General features: G+C 63.1%; 15 protein-coding genes. 14 read left to right on the top strand and 1 reads right to left on the bottom strand.

The annotated features are described in order from the left end of the window. Positions 1 to 25 precede the first annotated feature (25 nt). From gabD to DFR48_RS15185, 12 genes are all read left to right on the top strand, one after another. Positions 26 to 1,480, top strand: a complete 1,455-nt coding sequence (gabD, locus tag DFR48_RS15240) for an NADP-dependent succinate-semialdehyde dehydrogenase (protein ID WP_114364016.1) — start codon at positions 26 to 28, stop codon at positions 1,478 to 1,480. Positions 1,481 to 1,491: 11 nt separating this feature from the next. Further along, on the top strand, positions 1,492 to 2,364 hold the full coding sequence (locus DFR48_RS15235; protein WP_114364014.1) for a fumarylacetoacetate hydrolase family protein: 873 nt from the start codon (positions 1,492 to 1,494) through the stop codon (positions 2,362 to 2,364). Position 2,365: 1 nt separating this feature from the next. Then, the gene (gene hpaH / locus DFR48_RS15230) at positions 2,366 to 3,169 is read left to right on the top strand and encodes a 2-oxo-hept-4-ene-1,7-dioate hydratase (RefSeq protein WP_114364012.1); all 804 of its coding nucleotides are present in this window, start codon (positions 2,366 to 2,368) and stop codon (positions 3,167 to 3,169) included. 53 nt (positions 3,170 to 3,222) lie between these two features. Further along, positions 3,223 to 4,029 carry a 4-hydroxy-2-oxoheptanedioate aldolase gene (gene hpaI / locus DFR48_RS15225; RefSeq protein ID WP_114364011.1) on the top strand — a complete coding sequence of 269 codons (807 nt, stop codon included), beginning with the start codon at positions 3,223 to 3,225 and terminating at the stop codon, positions 4,027 to 4,029. A gap of 91 nt (positions 4,030 to 4,120) precedes the next feature. Further along, complete coding sequence (locus DFR48_RS15220; protein WP_114364009.1) at positions 4,121 to 5,077, top strand: helix-turn-helix domain-containing protein; 957 nt, start codon at positions 4,121 to 4,123, stop codon at positions 5,075 to 5,077. Between the two features lie 114 nt (positions 5,078 to 5,191). Then, a complete protein-coding gene (locus DFR48_RS15215; RefSeq protein ID WP_114364007.1) occupies positions 5,192 to 6,598 on the top strand; it encodes an aldehyde dehydrogenase family protein in 1,407 nt (468 codons plus the stop codon). A 58-nt stretch (positions 6,599 to 6,656) separates the two neighbouring features. Beyond that, a complete protein-coding gene (locus tag DFR48_RS15210) occupies positions 6,657 to 8,249 on the top strand; it encodes a GMC family oxidoreductase (protein WP_114364006.1) in 1,593 nt (530 codons plus the stop codon). A 70-nt stretch (positions 8,250 to 8,319) separates the two neighbouring features. Next, on the top strand, positions 8,320 to 9,576 hold the full coding sequence (locus DFR48_RS15205; RefSeq protein WP_114364004.1) for an ABC transporter substrate-binding protein: 1,257 nt from the start codon (positions 8,320 to 8,322) through the stop codon (positions 9,574 to 9,576). Positions 9,577 to 9,589: 13 nt separating this feature from the next. Then, a complete protein-coding gene (locus DFR48_RS15200) occupies positions 9,590 to 10,465 on the top strand; it encodes a branched-chain amino acid ABC transporter permease (protein WP_114364002.1) in 876 nt (291 codons plus the stop codon). 4 nt (positions 10,466 to 10,469) lie between these two features. Then, positions 10,470 to 11,492 (top strand): branched-chain amino acid ABC transporter permease, encoded by a 1,023-nt coding sequence (locus DFR48_RS15195; RefSeq protein WP_170141895.1) that lies wholly within the window; start codon positions 10,470 to 10,472, stop codon positions 11,490 to 11,492. Further along, on the top strand, positions 11,489 to 12,202 hold the full coding sequence (locus DFR48_RS15190; protein WP_114363998.1) for an ABC transporter ATP-binding protein: 714 nt from the start codon (positions 11,489 to 11,491) through the stop codon (positions 12,200 to 12,202). The genes DFR48_RS15195 and DFR48_RS15190 overlap by 4 nt, the downstream gene beginning before the upstream one ends. Then, on the top strand, positions 12,202 to 12,909 hold the full coding sequence (locus tag DFR48_RS15185) for an ABC transporter ATP-binding protein (protein ID WP_114363997.1): 708 nt from the start codon (positions 12,202 to 12,204) through the stop codon (positions 12,907 to 12,909). Before DFR48_RS15190 ends, DFR48_RS15185 begins: the two co-directional genes overlap by 1 nt. Here DFR48_RS15185 and DFR48_RS15180 read toward each other — a convergent pair. After that, positions 12,897 to 13,847 carry a helix-turn-helix domain-containing protein gene (locus tag DFR48_RS15180; RefSeq protein WP_114363995.1) on the bottom strand — a complete coding sequence of 317 codons (951 nt, stop codon included), beginning with the start codon at positions 13,845 to 13,847 and terminating at the stop codon, positions 12,897 to 12,899. The two genes, DFR48_RS15185 and DFR48_RS15180, sit on opposite strands and share 13 nt — an antisense overlap. Before the next feature lie 95 nt (positions 13,848 to 13,942). Between DFR48_RS15180 and DFR48_RS15175 the strand changes: the two genes are divergently transcribed. Then, positions 13,943 to 15,505: a 4-hydroxyphenylacetate 3-hydroxylase N-terminal domain-containing protein gene (locus DFR48_RS15175; protein WP_114363993.1), complete on the top strand. Its 1,563-nt coding sequence runs from the start codon at positions 13,943 to 13,945 to the stop codon at positions 15,503 to 15,505. 10 nt (positions 15,506 to 15,515) lie between these two features. After that, a complete protein-coding gene (locus tag DFR48_RS15170; RefSeq protein ID WP_114363991.1) occupies positions 15,516 to 16,028 on the top strand; it encodes a flavin reductase in 513 nt (170 codons plus the stop codon). The last annotated feature ends 142 nt before the right edge of the window (positions 16,029 to 16,170 follow it).

Genomic DNA, 16,170 nt, shown 5'->3' with positions numbered 1-16,170 from the left:
TCGATCCTCTCAGCAAGGCCAGTTCATGCAGCTCAAGGACCCGACACTCTTCCGCCAGGCCGCCCTCGTCGGGGGTGACTGGATCGAGGCCGATCCGGCCAATTCCATCGCGGTGGACAATCCCGCAACCGGTGAGATCATCGGGCGCGTGCCTAACCTCGGAGCGGCAGAAACCCGTGCCGCGATCGAGGCCGCCAGAGTGGTGCAGGTCGAATGGGCCGGCTGGACTGCCAAGGAACGAAGCGTCATCCTGCGCCGCTGGTACGAGCTGGTCATGGCCAGTCAGGACGATCTCGGACGAATCCTGACCCTCGAGCAGGGCAAACCGCTCGCCGAGGCCAAGGGGGAAATCGCCTATGGCGCCTCCTTCATCGAATGGTTCGCGGAAGAGGCGAGACGGCTTTACGGGGACATCGTCCCAGGCCATCAGAGGGACAAGCGCATCCTGATCATGAAGCAGCCGGTCGGCGTGGTCGCTGCGATCACGCCGTGGAATTTCCCGAACGCGATGATTACCCGCAAGGCGGGTCCGGCCTTCGCCGCCGGTTGCGCCATGGTTCTGAAACCGGCCTCGCAGACACCATTCTCGGCCATCGCACTCGCCATCCTCGCCGAGCGCGCCGGGGTGCCGAAGGGCCTGTTCAGCGTACTGACCGGTTCGGCCCGCGTGATCGGTGCGGAACTGACCTCGAGCCCGGTCGTGCGTAAGCTGACCTTTACCGGCTCCACCGAAGTGGGAGCGGAACTCTACAGGCAGTCTGCACCGACCATCAAGAAACTGGGGCTGGAACTCGGCGGCAACGCGCCCTTCATCGTCTTCGACGACGCGGATCTCGATGCGGCGGTCGAGGGCGCGCTGATCGCGAAATTCCGCAACAACGGCCAGACCTGTGTGTGCGCCAACCGCATCTATGTACAGGATGGCGTCTACGAGGCCTTCGCGGAGAAGCTGGCAACGGCCGTCGGCAAGCTCAAGACTGGTAACGGCTTCGACGAAGGCGTCATTCTTGGCCCGTTGATCGACGAAAACGCACTCCAAAAGGTCGAAGAACATGTCCAGGACGCGGTGGCCAAGGGTGGCCGCGTCATCCAGGGCGGCAAGCGCCATAGCCTCGGCGGCACCTTTTTCGAGGCGACGGTAGTTGCCGATGTCACCAAGGCCATGGCCGTCGCCCGCGAGGAAACCTTTGGCCCGGTCGCGCCGCTCTTCCGTTTTGCCGATGAGGCGGATGTGATCGCGCAGGCCAACGACACCGAATTCGGGCTCGCCTCCTATTTCTACGCCAAGGATCTCGCGCGCGTCTTTCGTGTCGCCGAAGCCCTGGAGTATGGGATGGTCGGCGTCAATACGGGACTGATCTCGACGGCAGAGGCCCCCTTTGGCGGTGTCAAGCTCTCGGGCCTCGGACGCGAGGGATCGCGTTACGGCATCGAGGAATTCACCGAAATCAAGTATGTTTGCCTCGGCGGCGTCGAGTGAGGAGCACGTCCATGTCTTATCCCCGTTTCCTGAGCTTCAGCACGTCCACCGGCCGGCAGGGCTTCGGTCTTCTCGTCGAGGGCGGCATCGTCGATCTTTCCGTGCGATATGCCGGGCAGTACCCGACACTGCGCGAGGTTATTGCCGATGGCGCGCTCGCTACGCTGGCAGAGCGGCACGCGGGCGACAAGGCGGACATGGCGCTGACGGAGGTTTCGTTCGAAATCCCGATCCCCGCGCCGGAGAAGCTGATCTGCGTCGGCGTCAATTTTCCTGACCGCAACGAGGAATACAAGGACGGGCAGGCGGCCCCCGCCAATCCCTCGCTCTTCATTCGCTTTCCCCGGTCCTTCACGGGTCACGACCAGCCGTTGATCCGTCCGCCGGAAAGCCCGCAACTCGACTACGAGGGCGAGATCGTCGTCGTCATCGGCAAGGGTGGCCGACGGATCGCGGAAAAGGATGCCCTCGATCACATCGCGGCGCTGACGCTCTGCAACGAGGGTACGATCCGCGACTGGGTACGGCACGCCAAGTTCAACGTGACCCAGGGCAAGAATTTCGACCGGACCGGATCGATCGGCCCCTGGCTCGTTCCGTTCGTGGACGAGAGCCAGATCGCTGACATCAAGCTCGAAACCCGGGTCAATGGCGAGGTGCGCCAAAGCGACCGCACCAGCCGGATGATCTTCTCCTTCCGCAAGATCATCAACTACATCTCGACCTTCACCACGCTCGTTCCGGGCGACGTGATTGTCTGCGGCACGCCGACCGGTGCCGGTGCCCGCTTCGATCCGCCGATCTGGCTGAAGCCGGGCGATGTCGTCGAAGTCGAGGCGGATGGACTTGGGATTCTTCGAAATACGATCGCTGACGAGGCCTGACATGCTGACGAAAGAAGAGATCGAAGCCGCCGCCGCCAGGCTCGACGAGGCAGAGCGCACGAGAGTTCAGACCGGTCTGCTGTCGCTTGCCCATCCGGGCATCGACATGGATGACGCCTATGCCATCCAGGCGTCCTGGGTGAAGCGGAAGGTCGCCGCAGGGCGCAAGGTCATCGGCTGGAAGATTGGCCTGACCTCCAAGGCCATGCAATATGCGCTCAACATCAACATCCCGGACTCCGGTGTTCTCTTCGATGACATGGTTTTCGAGGATGGCGCCACGGTTCCGAAGGATCGCTTCATCCAGCCGCGCATCGAGGCCGAGATCGCCTTTGTCATGAAGGCGCCGCTGAAGGGGCCGGGCGTTACCGTCTTCGACGTGCTGAACGCCACTGATTACGTCACGCCGGCGCTGGAAATTCTCGATACCCGCATTCTGCGGGTCGATCCGGAAACGAAGAAGGCGCGGACGGTGTTCGACACGATTTCCGACAATGCCGCCAATGCCGGCATCGTCACCGGCGGGCGTGCCATGCGCCCGGACCAGATCGACATGCGCTGGATGGGCGCGATTGTCAGCCGGAATGCGGAAGTCGAGGAAACCGGTCTAGGGGCCGGTGTGCTGAACCAGCCGGCACGGGGTGTTGCCTGGCTCGCCAACCGACTGGCCCAGTATGGCGACGGCATCGAGGCGGGACAGATCGTGCTCGCCGGCTCGTTCATCCGTCCCGTCGAGGCCCGCCACGGAGACACGATCGTCGGCGACTTCGGTCCCTACGGAACCGTCAGCCTGTTTTTCGAATGAGCCTGACAAGGCGGGCTTAGTCCGTCCGACCCGAATTGAAAGAGGAGGCCGTGATGCCCGCACCTGTCAACAGCTTCAAGCGTGGTTTGAAAGAGGGCCGTTTGCAGATCGGCCTGTGGCAGGCTCTGGGAAGCCCGAACACGGTCGAAATCTGCGCCGGTGCCGGTTATGACTGGCTTCTGCTGGATGCCGAGCACGGGCCGAGCGACGTGCCGCGGCTGGCCGAGCAGCTGCGCGCGATGCGCGGTTCGCCGTCACACGCGATCATTCGCCCTCCCATCGGGGAAACATGGGTCATCAAGCAGATGCTCGACATCGGCGCCCAGACCATGCTCGTGCCCATGGTGCACGATGCGGAGCTTGCGGCCGAGATGGTCAAGGCCGTGCGTTACCCGCCGCACGGCGTTCGCGGTGTCGGTGCGGCGCTCGCGCGTGCCTCGGACTTCAACCGTATCGGCGACTATCTGCAGACGGCGAACGACGAGATCTGCCTGCTGGTGCAGGTGGAAAGCCGCGCTGCGATCGACAATCTCGATGCGATCTGCGCCGTCGATGGTGTCGATGGCGTGTTCATCGGACCCTCCGATCTGGCAGCGGACATGGGATATCTCGGTCGACCGGGCGCTCCTGAAGTCCAGGAAGTGGTGGAGCAATCCATCGGGCGGATCCTCGCCTCCGGCAAGGCCGCCGGAATCCTGATCGGCGATCTCGGGCTCGCGAAACGCTATTGCGAGCTCGGGGCCACTTTTGTGGGGATTGGCAACGATGTGGGACTGCTCAGCAATGCCGCCGCGCGATTGCTCAAGGATTTCAATGATGCAAAGCCGACGCAGCCGACGGCGGGCGTGAAGGTCTACTGAACGGCGAAGGGATCTGCGCCTGGAGTTTGACAAACATCAGATTTGTTAACATGCTCAATAACTAGGTGACCGACTTTGGGAGGAGGCGGACATGCACTTGGGGAGCTTGGGACATTGCGTTCCCACGCAATGGGTGACGCGTGAGTTCGACGCCTGGACGTCGGATCTGAAATCTATCTGCGGCCATTTCAATCCAACCCGGTACGACGGATCGAACGTCGTGCGCGGCGGTGCTGCCCTGTCTCACGCCGCCGGGGTGGAACTGGCGCAGGTTTCGAACGACCTCGATTACATCCGCCGTGATCCCGACGATATCCGGGCCGACCAGGGCGACAACCTGTTCCTGCTGCTGCAGCTGGAAGGCTCTTGCGGGGTCGAGCAGTCGGGCCGTCAGGAACAGCTCCATCCGGGCGAATGCATCCTCGTCGATTCCACGAGGCCGTCGATCTTCTATTTCGGCGGCTCGTTTTCCAATCACCTGTCCGTGCACCTGCCCAGGCAGATGCTGCTGTCGGATCGGGCGGTCCGTATCTCGGTGACACGCAAGATCAAGGCGGATGATCCGATGTCGATCATGCTCGGCGCACTCGTGGCCAAGATGATGAGTACCTCAAGCGACGACAACCGGGCGCCGCATCTCAGGGAATTGCTGTTCAACACGACGCGACAGGCTTTCGCATCCGATCCGGGCGAAGAGCTCTTCGTCCGTGGCGATAGCGGCACGGGACGGCTCGAGGTCGTCCAGGTGCTGATCGACGAGAACCTGACCGAGGACTACCTGACGCCGCAATGGCTCGCCAGCCGCGTCGGCGTTTCGCTGCGGACCCTTCAGGAGGATCTGAGCTCCCAGGGCATGACGGTGACCGGCATGATCAAGCTCAAGCGCCTTCATCTCGCTCGGTCAAGACTCGAAAGATTGCGGGGAGCGCATCATCCGGGTGCCATTGCGGACGTCGCGTATTCGGTCGGCTTCAACGATATTTCCTACTTCAATCGCAGCTTCCGCAAGCTGTTCGACTGCTCGCCCAAGGATGTGGTGATGGCCTGATTTGGTATGAGGCGTCTACCGCGCTTTTGTCCAATTCATGCCGCGCCGTGATCCAAGAATTACGAGAGGTCATTGGCTAGTCTCCTTCCATCGCAGTGCATGGGAGGATGTATCATGCAGGAATTCACGCTTGTCATCGGTGGCAAGGCGGTCGCGGCCGCGCGCCATAGAGAGGTCACAAATCCCTCTTCCGGCGAGGTCGTCGGAATGTCCCCGCTGGCCACCGTCGACGATCTGAACGCTGCCGTATCCGCCGCCAAGGCCGCCTTTCCCGCTTGGGCCGCTCGCTCTTCCTCCGACCGTGCCGCGCTCTGCGCCCGCGTGGCGGAGACGATCGAGGCGAATGCCGAGGAACTGGCGCGGCTTCTGACGCTGGAGCAGGGCAAGCCGCTCAATGGCCTTGGTTCGCGCTTCGAGATCGGCGGTGCCGTTGCCTGGACCCGCCATACGGCTTCCCTCGATCTGCCGGTCGAGGTTGTGCAGGACGGACCGGAAGGCCGGGTGGAACTGCATCGCAAGCCGATCGGCGTCGTTGCCGCCATCACGCCATGGAACTGGCCGGTCATGATCGCCTGCTGGCATATCATCCCGGCCATCCGCACCGGCAATACGGTGGTCATCAAGCCGTCGCCGAATACGCCGCTTTCGACCATCCGTCTCGTGGAACTGATGAACGAGGTTCTGCCGGCCGGTGTGATGAACGTCATCGCCGACGACAACGATCTGGGCGCAGCGCTCACGTCCCATCCCGATGTCGCCAAGATCACCTTCACCGGGTCGACCGCCACGGGGCGGCGCGTGATGGCATCCGCTGCCGATACGCTGAAGCGCCTGACGCTCGAGCTGGGCGGCAATGATGCCGGCATCGTCCTGCCCGATGCCGACCCGAAAGCGATCGCCGAAGGCTTGTTCTGGGGCGCCTTCATCAACAGCGGCCAGACCTGCGCCTGCCTGAAGCGCCTTTACGTCCATGACAGCATCTACGACGCGGTGTGCGATGCACTCGCGGCCTATGCATCCGCCATCAAGGTGGGCGACGGCCTGGCGGAAGACGTGGTTCTCGGGCCGCTTCAGAATTCGGCCCAGTTCGGCATCGTCTCTGACTTCGTCCAGGATGCGGTCGCCAAGGGCGGTCGGGTCTTGACGGGTGGCGCACCGCAGGGCGGACCGGGCTACTTCTATCCCGTTACCCTGGTCGCCGATGTCGATCATGGTGCGAAGCTCGTCGACCTGGAGCAGTTCGGACCGGCCCTGCCGATCATCCGCTACCATGACATCGAGGAGGCGATCGCCAAGGCCAACGACAATCCGAGCGGTCTCGGCGGCTCGGTCTGGTCGGGGGATGTCACCAAGGCCAAGCAGGTCGCGGCGCGGCTCGAATGCGGTTCGGTCTGGATCAACAAGCATGGTGCGATCCAGCCCAATGCGCCGTTCGGAGGGGTGAAGCAGTCGGGGATCGGCGTCGAGTTCGGCGTCGACGGGCTGAAGGAATTCACCACCATCCAGACTGTTTTCTGCTGAACCGTTCGTCAGGCTTTTTTCAAGGCGCGGCTGTTGTGACACCGCGCGGGAGGCTCAAATGCGTGAGTTTGATCATATCGTCGTCGGCGGCGGGTCCTCGGGTTCCGTGGTGGCCGCACGTCTTTCGGAAAATCCATCCAACAAGGTCCTGCTGATCGAGAGCGGACAGAAGGACACCGACAAGTTCATCCATATCCCCGCCACCTTCTTCAAGGTGATCGAGAAGGGCCGGGACGTGCATTTCTACATGTCCGAACCGGATCCCGGCATCAAGGGCAAGCCGAACGTCGTTCCGCAGGGCAATGTGCTCGGCGGGGGGAGTTCGATCAACGCGATGATCTACATCCGCGGCCAGCGCCAGGACTACGAGACCTGGGCGCAGATGGGATGCCGGTCCTGGTCCTACGACAAGGTGCTTCCCGTCTTCCGTGACATCGAAGGCAACCAGCGGCTCTCCGGAGAGTTTCACGGCGCGGACGGTCAGTTGAAGGTGTCCGACCGCCGCTACGGTCATCCCCTGTCCTGGGCCTTCATCCGTGCCGCCCAGGAGGTCGGGATCAAGTATAACGAAGACTTCAACGGCGCCGAGCAGGAAGGCGTCGGATTTTATCAGACGACGACGAACAATGGTCGCCGCTGGAGCGCCGCACAGGCATTTCTGCGCGACGCCGAGGGGCGCGCCAATCTCGAGATCATGACCGGCGTCAAGGTCGAGAAGATCCTGTTCGAAGGGCGGAGCGCGGTCGGCGTGCAGCTCTCGTCCGGCGAAAGGGTGAAGGCGCGCGGCGAGATCGTCCTGACGGCGGGCGCGATCGCCACGCCCAAGATCCTGCAATTGTCCGGTATTGGAGCAGCCGAGCACCTGCGTTCGCACGGCATCGATGTCGTGGCGGATCTGCCGGGGGTCGGCGAGAACTACCAGGATCATCTCGAGGCAACGGTTCAGGCCGAAGTCAACATCATGTCCCTGTTCGGGCAGGACAAGGGCCTCGCCGCCGCCAGCCACATGCTGCAATACATGCTGACGAAAACGGGTCTGCTGACCTCGACTGTCGTCGAATCCGGCGGCTTCGTCGATACGGCAGGCCTCGGCCAGCCCGACATCCAGTTCCATGTGCTGCCGAGCTTCATCGGCTTCGGAGAGCGTCTGGCCGAGCCGGGACACGGCATCTCGATCGGCCCGTGCTTCCTGCGGCCGCAATCGCGCGGCACGGTCAAGCTCCGGTCGTCCAATCCCGAGGATCCCGCGCTCTTCCACGCCAATTCCTTTGCAAATCCGGTGGATCTGGAGACGCTGGTCCGTGGCGTCGAGCTGGCGATCAAGATTACCGAGGCGCCGTCCTTGGCGAAGATCATCAAGCGTCGCGTCCTGCCGACGCCCGGCATAGAGAAAGATCCGGACGCCTTGCGCGATTACATCCGAGGTATCTCGAAAACCGTATTCCATCCCTCCGGAACGGCCAAGATGGGCGTTCGGGAGGATCGGATGGCCGTTGTCGACGAGGAACTCAAGGTCTTCGGCGTCGACCGGCTGCGGGTGGCGGACGCCTCGATCATGCCGACGCTCGTCTCGGGCAACACCAATGCACCGACGATCATGATCGGGGAGCGCGCCAGCCGCTTCATCTTGGGGAGGGATCGGGCGGCCTGAGGAGACCGCGCGATCAAGAAACGGTCTTTTGGCCACGAAGCCGGGTTCCGGCTCACATTGGGAGGAAAACATGAAATCGCATCTTCTGTGCGGCTCCGCCGCCATTGCCGCCCTGTTCCTGGCATCGGCGGGCTCCGCCGCCGCCGCGCCGAGTTGCGGCTTGAACAACGGTCAGGCGGCGACCGGCGAACCGATCAAGGTCGGCGCCATCGTCGGCCGGACAGGCCCCGACGACTTCTCGTCCGCTTCGCGGGCGGCTAAGGCCTATTTCGACTGCGTGAACGCCAATGGCGGGATCAATGGCCGCCCGATCGAATACCTCGTCGAGGACGACCAGTGGAATCCGGAAGTCGCCGCGCAGGTCGCGACCAAGCTGGTCAAGGACGAAGAAGTGGTCGCCCTCGTCGGCAACGCTTCCTTCGTGGAGATGGGCGTCAATGCCAAGCTCTACGAGGAACAGGGCGTGATGGCCATGGCCTCCGGTTGCGCCGTAGCCGAGTGCTTCGAATCGAAGAACATCGTCTCCACCAACGAGGGTCCGCTACCGTCTTCCGTGGGGGCTGCCCAGTGGGCGGTTGCCAACCTCGGCTCAACCAATGTCGTGTGCATCGGTCTCACCATTCCGAGCGCCGGTCCGTATTCCTGCGGCTGGACGGAGAAGTACATGCAGTCGAAGAACCTGGCGGGTTCGAGCGTGCTGCTCGACCCCTCGGCGGCGGACATGAACTCGGCCTTCCTGGAAGCCGTCGCCTCCGGGGCCGATACGGTGCTCGTCAATCTGCCTGCAGGCATGGCTGCGGCCTTCCTGAAGGCGGCTCTCGAGTCGGGTCAGCGCGACAGCTACAAGTGGATTTCCTCCACGCCGCTTTATGACCGTGATGTTCCGGCCATGCTCGGCGCCGACTGGGCCGGTGTCATGCATGTCAACATCGAACTGACACCAATCGACGGGACGGGTCCCGATGCCAGCAACTGGCGCGCCGTTCTCGATGCTCACGGCAATGCCGATGATCCGCGCGACACGTTCAGCCAGGCCGGATACCTCTCTGCCCGCTTCTTCGTCGACGCCATGCTGCAGCAGGACCCGGCAAAGCTCGATCGTGCGACGGTGACCGAGGCGATCCGCAATATCAAGAACTACAGCTCCGACCTGTTGTGCGGCCCCTATTATGTCGGCACGGGCGACCGCCATATGCCGAACCACGCCAACATGATGGTCCAGATTGTCGAGGGTGGCTACAAGGTCGTCGGCGAATGCACGGACGTGGACAGCGCTTATCTCGATCCCTATCGCGCCGATGAAAAGGCGCTCGGTGTCGTGAACTGAGGTCGCTGGGGTGATGCTGGGCGCCTATGGAATGTTCCTCGTCTCGGGGCTCGCCGTCGGCGCCCTCTATGCGCTGGGCGGGGTAGGGCTTGTGATCCTGAACCGCGCCACCGGCGTGCTCAACTTCGCCTATGGCGCCATTGGCGCCGTGGGTGCCATGACGGCCTGGCAGGTGCTGGAATGGCACCTGCCGGAGCCTCTCGCCTGGGCGGCCGCGATGGGGGTGAGCCTCGCTCTCTCTCTGGGTTTTGGTCTGCTGGTCGCTCCGCAACTCGCCCACCGGGAGCCGGTGATCAAGGCGGTGGCAACACTCGGCTTCGCGCTATGTCTGCTCGGCCTGATGAACCTGGTCTGGATGGTGACGTCCCGCAAGCTCGGCTTGTTCTCGGACAGCCTCGGCCTTTCCATCATCGGGGTCCGCATCAACGGCACCCGGCTGATCGCGCTTGCGGGCGGGGTGATCGCCACCGTTGCCATGGGCATCTATCTGTCGAGAACCCGCACGGGCCTGCTGATGCGGGCGCTCGCCGATAGTCGCGATGTTGCCGCCATCCTCGGTGTCCCGGTTCGCCGCGTCGAGGCCATCGCCTGGGGGATCTCGGGTGTGCTGGCCGGTTTTACCGGCCTGCTTTTCGGAGGACTGGTGCGGCTCGATCCGGCGGTCCTCACCTTTCTCGTCATCCCGGTGATCGCCACCACCATCATCGGACGACTGAAATCCATTCCGGTCACCTTCGTGGCCGGACTTCTGATCGGAGTGACCGAAAGCATGCTGACCCTGGTGAAGCCGCTTGCTCCATTCCGCGTGGCCGCTCCCTTCGTCATCGCGACGCTGGCGCTGATGTGGCTGCAGCGCGGCCGACGGCTGACATTCGCGGGAGAGGATTGAGATGATGGCATCGAATCCCCCGGTGGTTTCCACTCCTGTCCCGGCCCTTTGGCGCTCCCGCCCGGTCGGTTTCGCCATCCTTGTCGCGGTTCTCGCCTTTCTGCCGCCGCTGTTCCTGGCCTCCCTCTGGCTCAAGGTCCTGACGGGCGTCGCGATCTACACGCTGACGGCTGCCGCGATCGGGCTGCTCTATCGGCGTCTCGGGCTGGTCTCTCTGGCCCATGTCGCGCTCATGGGGGCAGGTGGCTGGGTCGGACTCAGGCTCGCCTATGGTCTCGGTACGCCCTTCGAGTTCAACATGCTGGCAGGCGGTATCGCCGCTGCCTGGCTTGGCATGGTGTTCGCCTATCCGGCCCTGCGCATGCGTGGGCTCTATCTGGCCCTTGTTACCCTCATGATCGCCGGCGCCTTCGCCATCATCGTCAATGTGATCCAGTTTCCCAATGGCGGCGGCGGATGGTCGGGTTTTGCCGTGAAGTCGGCCGGATACATGCCGCGTCCGGCCGTCGCCTCCAGTGACGTGGGCTATTATGCCTATTGCGTCGTCGTCGCGGCGCTCGGCATGGCCCTCATTCACTGGCACGAGATCGGGAAGGCGGGCCGGGCCTGGGCGCTGATCCGGCGCTCCGAGGCGGCCGCGATGTCCACCGGGGTCGATGTTCCCTTCTACAAGATCTGGGCCTTCGCCCTGTCGGGCTTCCTTGCCGGGATCGCCGGCGTGCTGCTCGCCGGCAATCTGCAGATGCTCGACGCGCGCAGCTTTCCAGCCGCCGAGTCGGTGATGATCTTTGCCCTGGCGATCGTCGGGGGGGCGTGGAGCCCCATGGGCGCTCTGATTGCAGCCGCGCTCTATCGTCTGGTTCCCGCGCTGCTCAACGATCTCGGCGTCAACGGCAATGCCGCCTACATCATCTTCGGTGCCGCCCTGATCCATGCGCTCGCCACCGCGCCCAGAGGCATCGCCGGCCAGATCGAGGATCTCGCGACCCGGTTGCTCGGCAAGTCGAACGGAGGGAGTGCCAGATGATCGAGATCGATGGCGTGACCGTCTCCTTCGGTGGTGTCACGGCGCTGAACGGGCTGACCGTGCAACTCGATGCGCCGGTGGTCGGCATCATCGGGCCGAACGGCGCTGGCAAGACGACGTTTCTCAACGTGTTGTCCGGCTTCGTCAGGCCGAATTCGGGGCGAATCCGTGCCTTCGGCCAGGAACTCACCGGATTGCAGCCCCATCAAAGGGCGCAATGGGGTCTTCGCCGATCCTTTCAGAAGGAGCAGGCCGTCGATGAACTGACGGTGGAAGACAATGTCAGGGTGGTGCTCGATTCTCTCCCACTCTCCCGAGGGGCGGTCGAGGATGCCCTGACCAGGGCTCTGGAATTCACGGGGATCAGCGCCGTCCGCCGCCGCTCCGTTGCCGGGCTTAACGCCTTCGAACGGCGCATGACGGAGCTGGCGCGCTGCGTGGCCGGTTCGCCCAAACTCATCTTGCTGGACGAGCCGGGAGCCGGCTTCTCCCAGAGCGAGGTCGCGACGCTGCGGTCCGTCATCAACGGGATTTCCGAAACGGTCGGGGCTCGGACCTTCCTGATTGATCACGATGTCGATCTGATCCAGGCCACATGCCAGCGCACCATGGTTCTCGATTTCGGTTCGCTCGTCACCTATGGCGAGACGGCCTCGGTGCTGGCCGATCCTAGGGTGCGGGCGGTCTATCTCGGTATGGAGGAAACGTGATGCAGGCTCTTGAGATCGAGGGGCTGATCGTCCGCCGAGGCGTCAAGCGCGTGGTGGACAATGTGTCGATGAGTCTGCGACCGGGAACGGTCACGGCGCTGCTGGGACCGAATGGTGCGGGCAAGAGTTCGCTCGTCTTGGCCCTTGCCGGCGCGCTCCCGCTCGAGGCCGGCTCCGTCCACATCGGTGGCCGGCGTCTCTCCGGTCTGGGGACGGAGGCGGTTCGGGCTGCCGGTGTGGCTGCCGTTCCCGAGGGGCATCGGGTGCTGCCGGGGCTCTCCGTCGATGACAACCTGCGCACGGCCGGGCACGCCCATTCCCGCGCCGAACTCGACCGGGCACTTGATGAGATCTATTCGATCTTCGGCGAGTTGGCGGAGAGGAAGAGCCAGCGCGCCGGGTCCATGTCCGGTGGCCAGCAACAGATGCTGGCACTCGGGCAGGCGCTGATCTGCCGGCCGAAATTCGTGCTCGCCGACGAGATGTCTCTCGGGCTGGCCCCTCTGATTGTCAAGCGGTTGATGGGCGTGGTGGAAAGGCTGGCCCGCGAAGGCACCGGGATACTGCTGATCGAGCAGTTCACCGCTGTCGCCCTGTCGCTGGCCGATCATGCCATCGTCATGTCTCGTGGGCGGTTCGCCTACTCCGGCGAGCCTCGGAGACTGATCGCGGAACCCGACATCCTGCACAAGGCCTATCTGTCCTGAGCAGTCGCATCGCCCGGTTTTTCAGTCATGGTCTGGGAGGGAGGCAGCGCGCTCCGGTCGTCTGCTTCGGGGGAAGCGATACGGCCCTGCCGCCAGACTGCTGGGGATATGCCCGTTCTTTTGCGGAAGAAGCGGGAGAAGTAGGCGGGGTCGTCGAAACCGATTTCGCGGGCGATGTCTTCCACCGACCGGATGGTGAACATCAGCAGGCGCTTGGCTTCGAGCAGGCGCCGCTCCATCAGCATCTCCTTGACGGATTGCCCGAAGGTCTCCCGCGCCGCCTTGTCGAGCAGGTGCGGCGTGGTCGCAAGCAGCGTCACGTAACGCGCAACGGTCCAGTCCTCGCGGTAATGCAGGTCGATCGCACGGCGAAGACTGGCCGCCAGCCGCTTCGAAGGGGAGGCTTCCGTGAAGTCGCTGCCGCCGCCCAGCCGGGCGATCTGGGAAAGCATGACGCCGATCAGCCCCGCGAGCAGCCGGGGGCTGGTCGAGGTTGTCCTGAGATATTCGTCGACCACCATTTCGGAGAGGCGGCCGAGACGGATCCAGGCCGGATCCTCCGGGCTGCCTTCGAAAAGGCAAGGCGCGTCGAGCGGCAGATCAACGCTGGCGGCGAGCGAACGAAGCTGGTCGTCGGAGATGGAGATCACGACGGCATCCGAATGCTCTTCGACATCGAAGGCATGGACGACGCTCGATGGCACGAAACTGATGGTCGGAGCCGAAAAGTTCCAAGTCCGATCTTCGATCCGATAGGTCCCACCGCCTTTGAACCAGTACGTGATTTGTCCCATCTGTGGATGCTTGTGCGGCGAAACATGGCCAAAATGTACGCCTCTGCGCTCCATAACGGTTTCCACGTGGAAGAAACCGACATCGAGCGCTCGGGTCGGTTCGCCGTAGACGAAATAGGTGGGGACGTCGTGTCTGTCTGTCATGCCGGAAAAAGTACCAGCGAATTGGTCTCTTTGTCCATGGTCCCGAGCCAGCACCGGATTTAACGTTTGTCAGGATTTAGAGGGAGGAGCACCCCATGCGTTCAGAAGATTACCGGAAAGACAAGACGCGTCCGTTCACTGGTGCGGAGTACCTCGCGAGCCTCCGAGACGGTCGCGAAGTCTACATCAACGGCGAGCGCATCGCCGACGTCACGACGCATCCTTCGATGCGCAATTCGGCCCGCTCCATCGCGCGCATGTACGATGCGTTGCACGACGAAAAGACCAAGGCGCGTCTGACCTCGCCGACCGACACCGGATCCGGGGGCTATACGCATAAATATTTCCGCGTCGCCAAGTCCTCGGAAGAACTGGTCGCCCAGCAAGGCGCCATCGCCGACTGGGCGCGCATGTCCTATGGCTGGATGGGGCGCACGGCCGACTACAAGGCGGCGCTGATGAACACGCTCGGCGCCAATGCCGACTGGTACGGACCGTTCAAGGACAACGCGCTCGCCTGGCACAAGCGTGCCCAGGAATCCGTGCTGTTCATGAACCATGCGATCGTCAATCCGCCGATCGACCGCCACAAGCCCGCGGATGCGGTCAAGGACGTGTTCGTCCACATCACCAAGGAGACCGATGCCGGCATCTATGTCTCGGGTGCCAAGGTCGTGGCGACTTCCTCGGCCCTGACCCACTACAACTTCCTTGCCCAGAGTTCGGCGACCGTGACCGAGGATCCGTCTCTCTCCGTCATGTTCATCGTCCCGATGAATGCGCCCGGCATCAAGATGTTCTGCCGCGTCTCCTACGAACAGACCGCGAATTCGGTCGGGCAGCCGTTCGACTATCCGCTTTCCTCGCGTTTCGACGAGAACGACGCCATCCTCGTGCTCGACAATGTCTTCGTCCCCTGGGAAGACGTGCTCGTGCTGCGCGACGCGGCGAAGATTTTGTCGTTCCACCCGGCGTCCGGCTTCATGCACGGCTACTGCTTCCAGGGTTGCACGCGTCTCGCCGTAAAGCTGGATTTCCTGGCAGGGCTTCTCGCCAAGGCGCTCCGGGCCACCGGCGGCGATGCCTTCCGTGGCAACCAGGCAATGCTGGGCGAGGTCATCGCGATCCGCCACCAGTTCTGGACGTTTTCCAATGCCATGGCGCACAATCCGATCCCGTGGGCCAATGGTGCCGTCCTGCCTAACCTCGAGGCGGCGCTCTGCTACCGTACCTTCATGTCCGAGGCCTATCCTAGGGTGATCGACATCGTGCGGCGGACCGTGGCTTCCGGCCTGATCTACCTGCCGTCGTCAGCGAAGGACTTCCAGAACCCGGACATCAACCGCTACCTCGCGCAATATGTCCGTGGCTCGAACGACATGGGCCATATCGAGCGCATCAAGATCATGAAGCTCCTGTGGGATGCGACGGGCACCGAGTTCGGCGGGCGCCATGCGCTCTACGAGCTGAACTATGCCGGCGCTCCCGAAGAGGTCCGCCTGCAGGTTCTCAAGGGCGCCGAACGGGGCGGCCGCCTGAAGGAAATGGAGGCTCTCGTCGACCAGTGCATGGCCGACTACGACGAGAACGGCTGGACCGGCGACACCTGGATGCCGCCGCAGGACGACCTGCGTGCCTTGCGCGATGCGGCAGAGTAGGAGGACGGTTATGACGATCTCCGTTTCGAAGACCGAGTTTCGCAATGCGATGGCCAGGGTCTGCGCCCCGGTCAACGTGATCACCACCAACGGACCCGCCGGGCGCGGCGGGTTCACCGCCACCGCCATGTGTTCGGTGACCGACGAGCCGCCGACGCTTCTCGTCTGTATGAATTCGCGGTCTTCGCAGACCGGTCTCTTCGTCGAAAACCGCCAGTTCTGCGTCAATGTCCTGACCCAGGAACACCGCGATCTGGCCGGCCTATTCGCCGGTCAGCAGAGTGACATGGAGGCACGTTACGCCGCGGCCGACTGGACCAATCTCCCTTCCGGCAATCAGGCGCTCGTGGATGCCATCGTTTCCTTCGATTGCCGGTTGGCCGAGGCCCGTCCAGTCGGAACGCACAATATCCTCATTGGCGAAGTGGTAGACATAAGGTGCCGTCGTGACGGACACGCGCTCCTTTATTTCGATCGGCACTACGTGCACGTGCCAACAGAGGCTGGAAGCTACGGAGGATAGCTCCGTAGTATTGCCTAGTCTATAAAACTATGTATCGCCCCTTTGAAATGGGGTCATGGAGCGAAAAATTGGATTTAGCTTCACTCAAAAGAAGTGTGCGCGGCGCTGGTTCGTTTCCTTTCAAGACCTTTAGGATTTTTCG

Source organism: Ciceribacter lividus, assembly GCF_003337715.1.
In the GTDB taxonomy this organism is placed as follows: domain Bacteria; phylum Pseudomonadota; class Alphaproteobacteria; order Rhizobiales; family Rhizobiaceae; genus Allorhizobium; species Allorhizobium lividum.
This window is presented reverse-complemented; position numbering and strand designations above follow the sequence as displayed.

Bases quoted from the DNA above. Each gene is read 5' to 3' on its own strand.
- gabD (WP_114364016.1), top strand. From the start codon at position 26: ATGCAGCTCAAGGACCCGACACTCTTCCGCCAGGCCGCCCTCGTCGGG.
- DFR48_RS15235 (WP_114364014.1), top strand. From the start codon at position 1,492: ATGTCTTATCCCCGTTTCCTGAGCTTCAGCACGTCCACCGGCCGGCAG.
- hpaH (WP_114364012.1), top strand. From the start codon at position 2,366: ATGCTGACGAAAGAAGAGATCGAAGCCGCCGCCGCCAGGCTCGACGAG.
- hpaI (WP_114364011.1), top strand. From the start codon at position 3,223: ATGCCCGCACCTGTCAACAGCTTCAAGCGTGGTTTGAAAGAGGGCCGT.
- DFR48_RS15220 (WP_114364009.1), top strand. From the start codon at position 4,121: ATGCACTTGGGGAGCTTGGGACATTGCGTTCCCACGCAATGGGTGACG.
- DFR48_RS15215 (WP_114364007.1), top strand. From the start codon at position 5,192: ATGCAGGAATTCACGCTTGTCATCGGTGGCAAGGCGGTCGCGGCCGCG.
- DFR48_RS15210 (WP_114364006.1), top strand. From the start codon at position 6,657: ATGCGTGAGTTTGATCATATCGTCGTCGGCGGCGGGTCCTCGGGTTCC.
- DFR48_RS15205 (WP_114364004.1), top strand. From the start codon at position 8,320: ATGAAATCGCATCTTCTGTGCGGCTCCGCCGCCATTGCCGCCCTGTTC.
- DFR48_RS15200 (WP_114364002.1), top strand. From the start codon at position 9,590: ATGCTGGGCGCCTATGGAATGTTCCTCGTCTCGGGGCTCGCCGTCGGC.
- DFR48_RS15195 (WP_170141895.1), top strand. From the start codon at position 10,470: ATGGCATCGAATCCCCCGGTGGTTTCCACTCCTGTCCCGGCCCTTTGG.
- DFR48_RS15190 (WP_114363998.1), top strand. From the start codon at position 11,489: ATGATCGAGATCGATGGCGTGACCGTCTCCTTCGGTGGTGTCACGGCG.
- DFR48_RS15185 (WP_114363997.1), top strand. From the start codon at position 12,202: ATGCAGGCTCTTGAGATCGAGGGGCTGATCGTCCGCCGAGGCGTCAAG.
- DFR48_RS15180 (WP_114363995.1), bottom strand. From the start codon at position 13,847: ATGACAGACAGACACGACGTCCCCACCTATTTCGTCTACGGCGAACCG.
- DFR48_RS15175 (WP_114363993.1), top strand. From the start codon at position 13,943: ATGCGTTCAGAAGATTACCGGAAAGACAAGACGCGTCCGTTCACTGGT.
- DFR48_RS15170 (WP_114363991.1), top strand. From the start codon at position 15,516: ATGACGATCTCCGTTTCGAAGACCGAGTTTCGCAATGCGATGGCCAGG.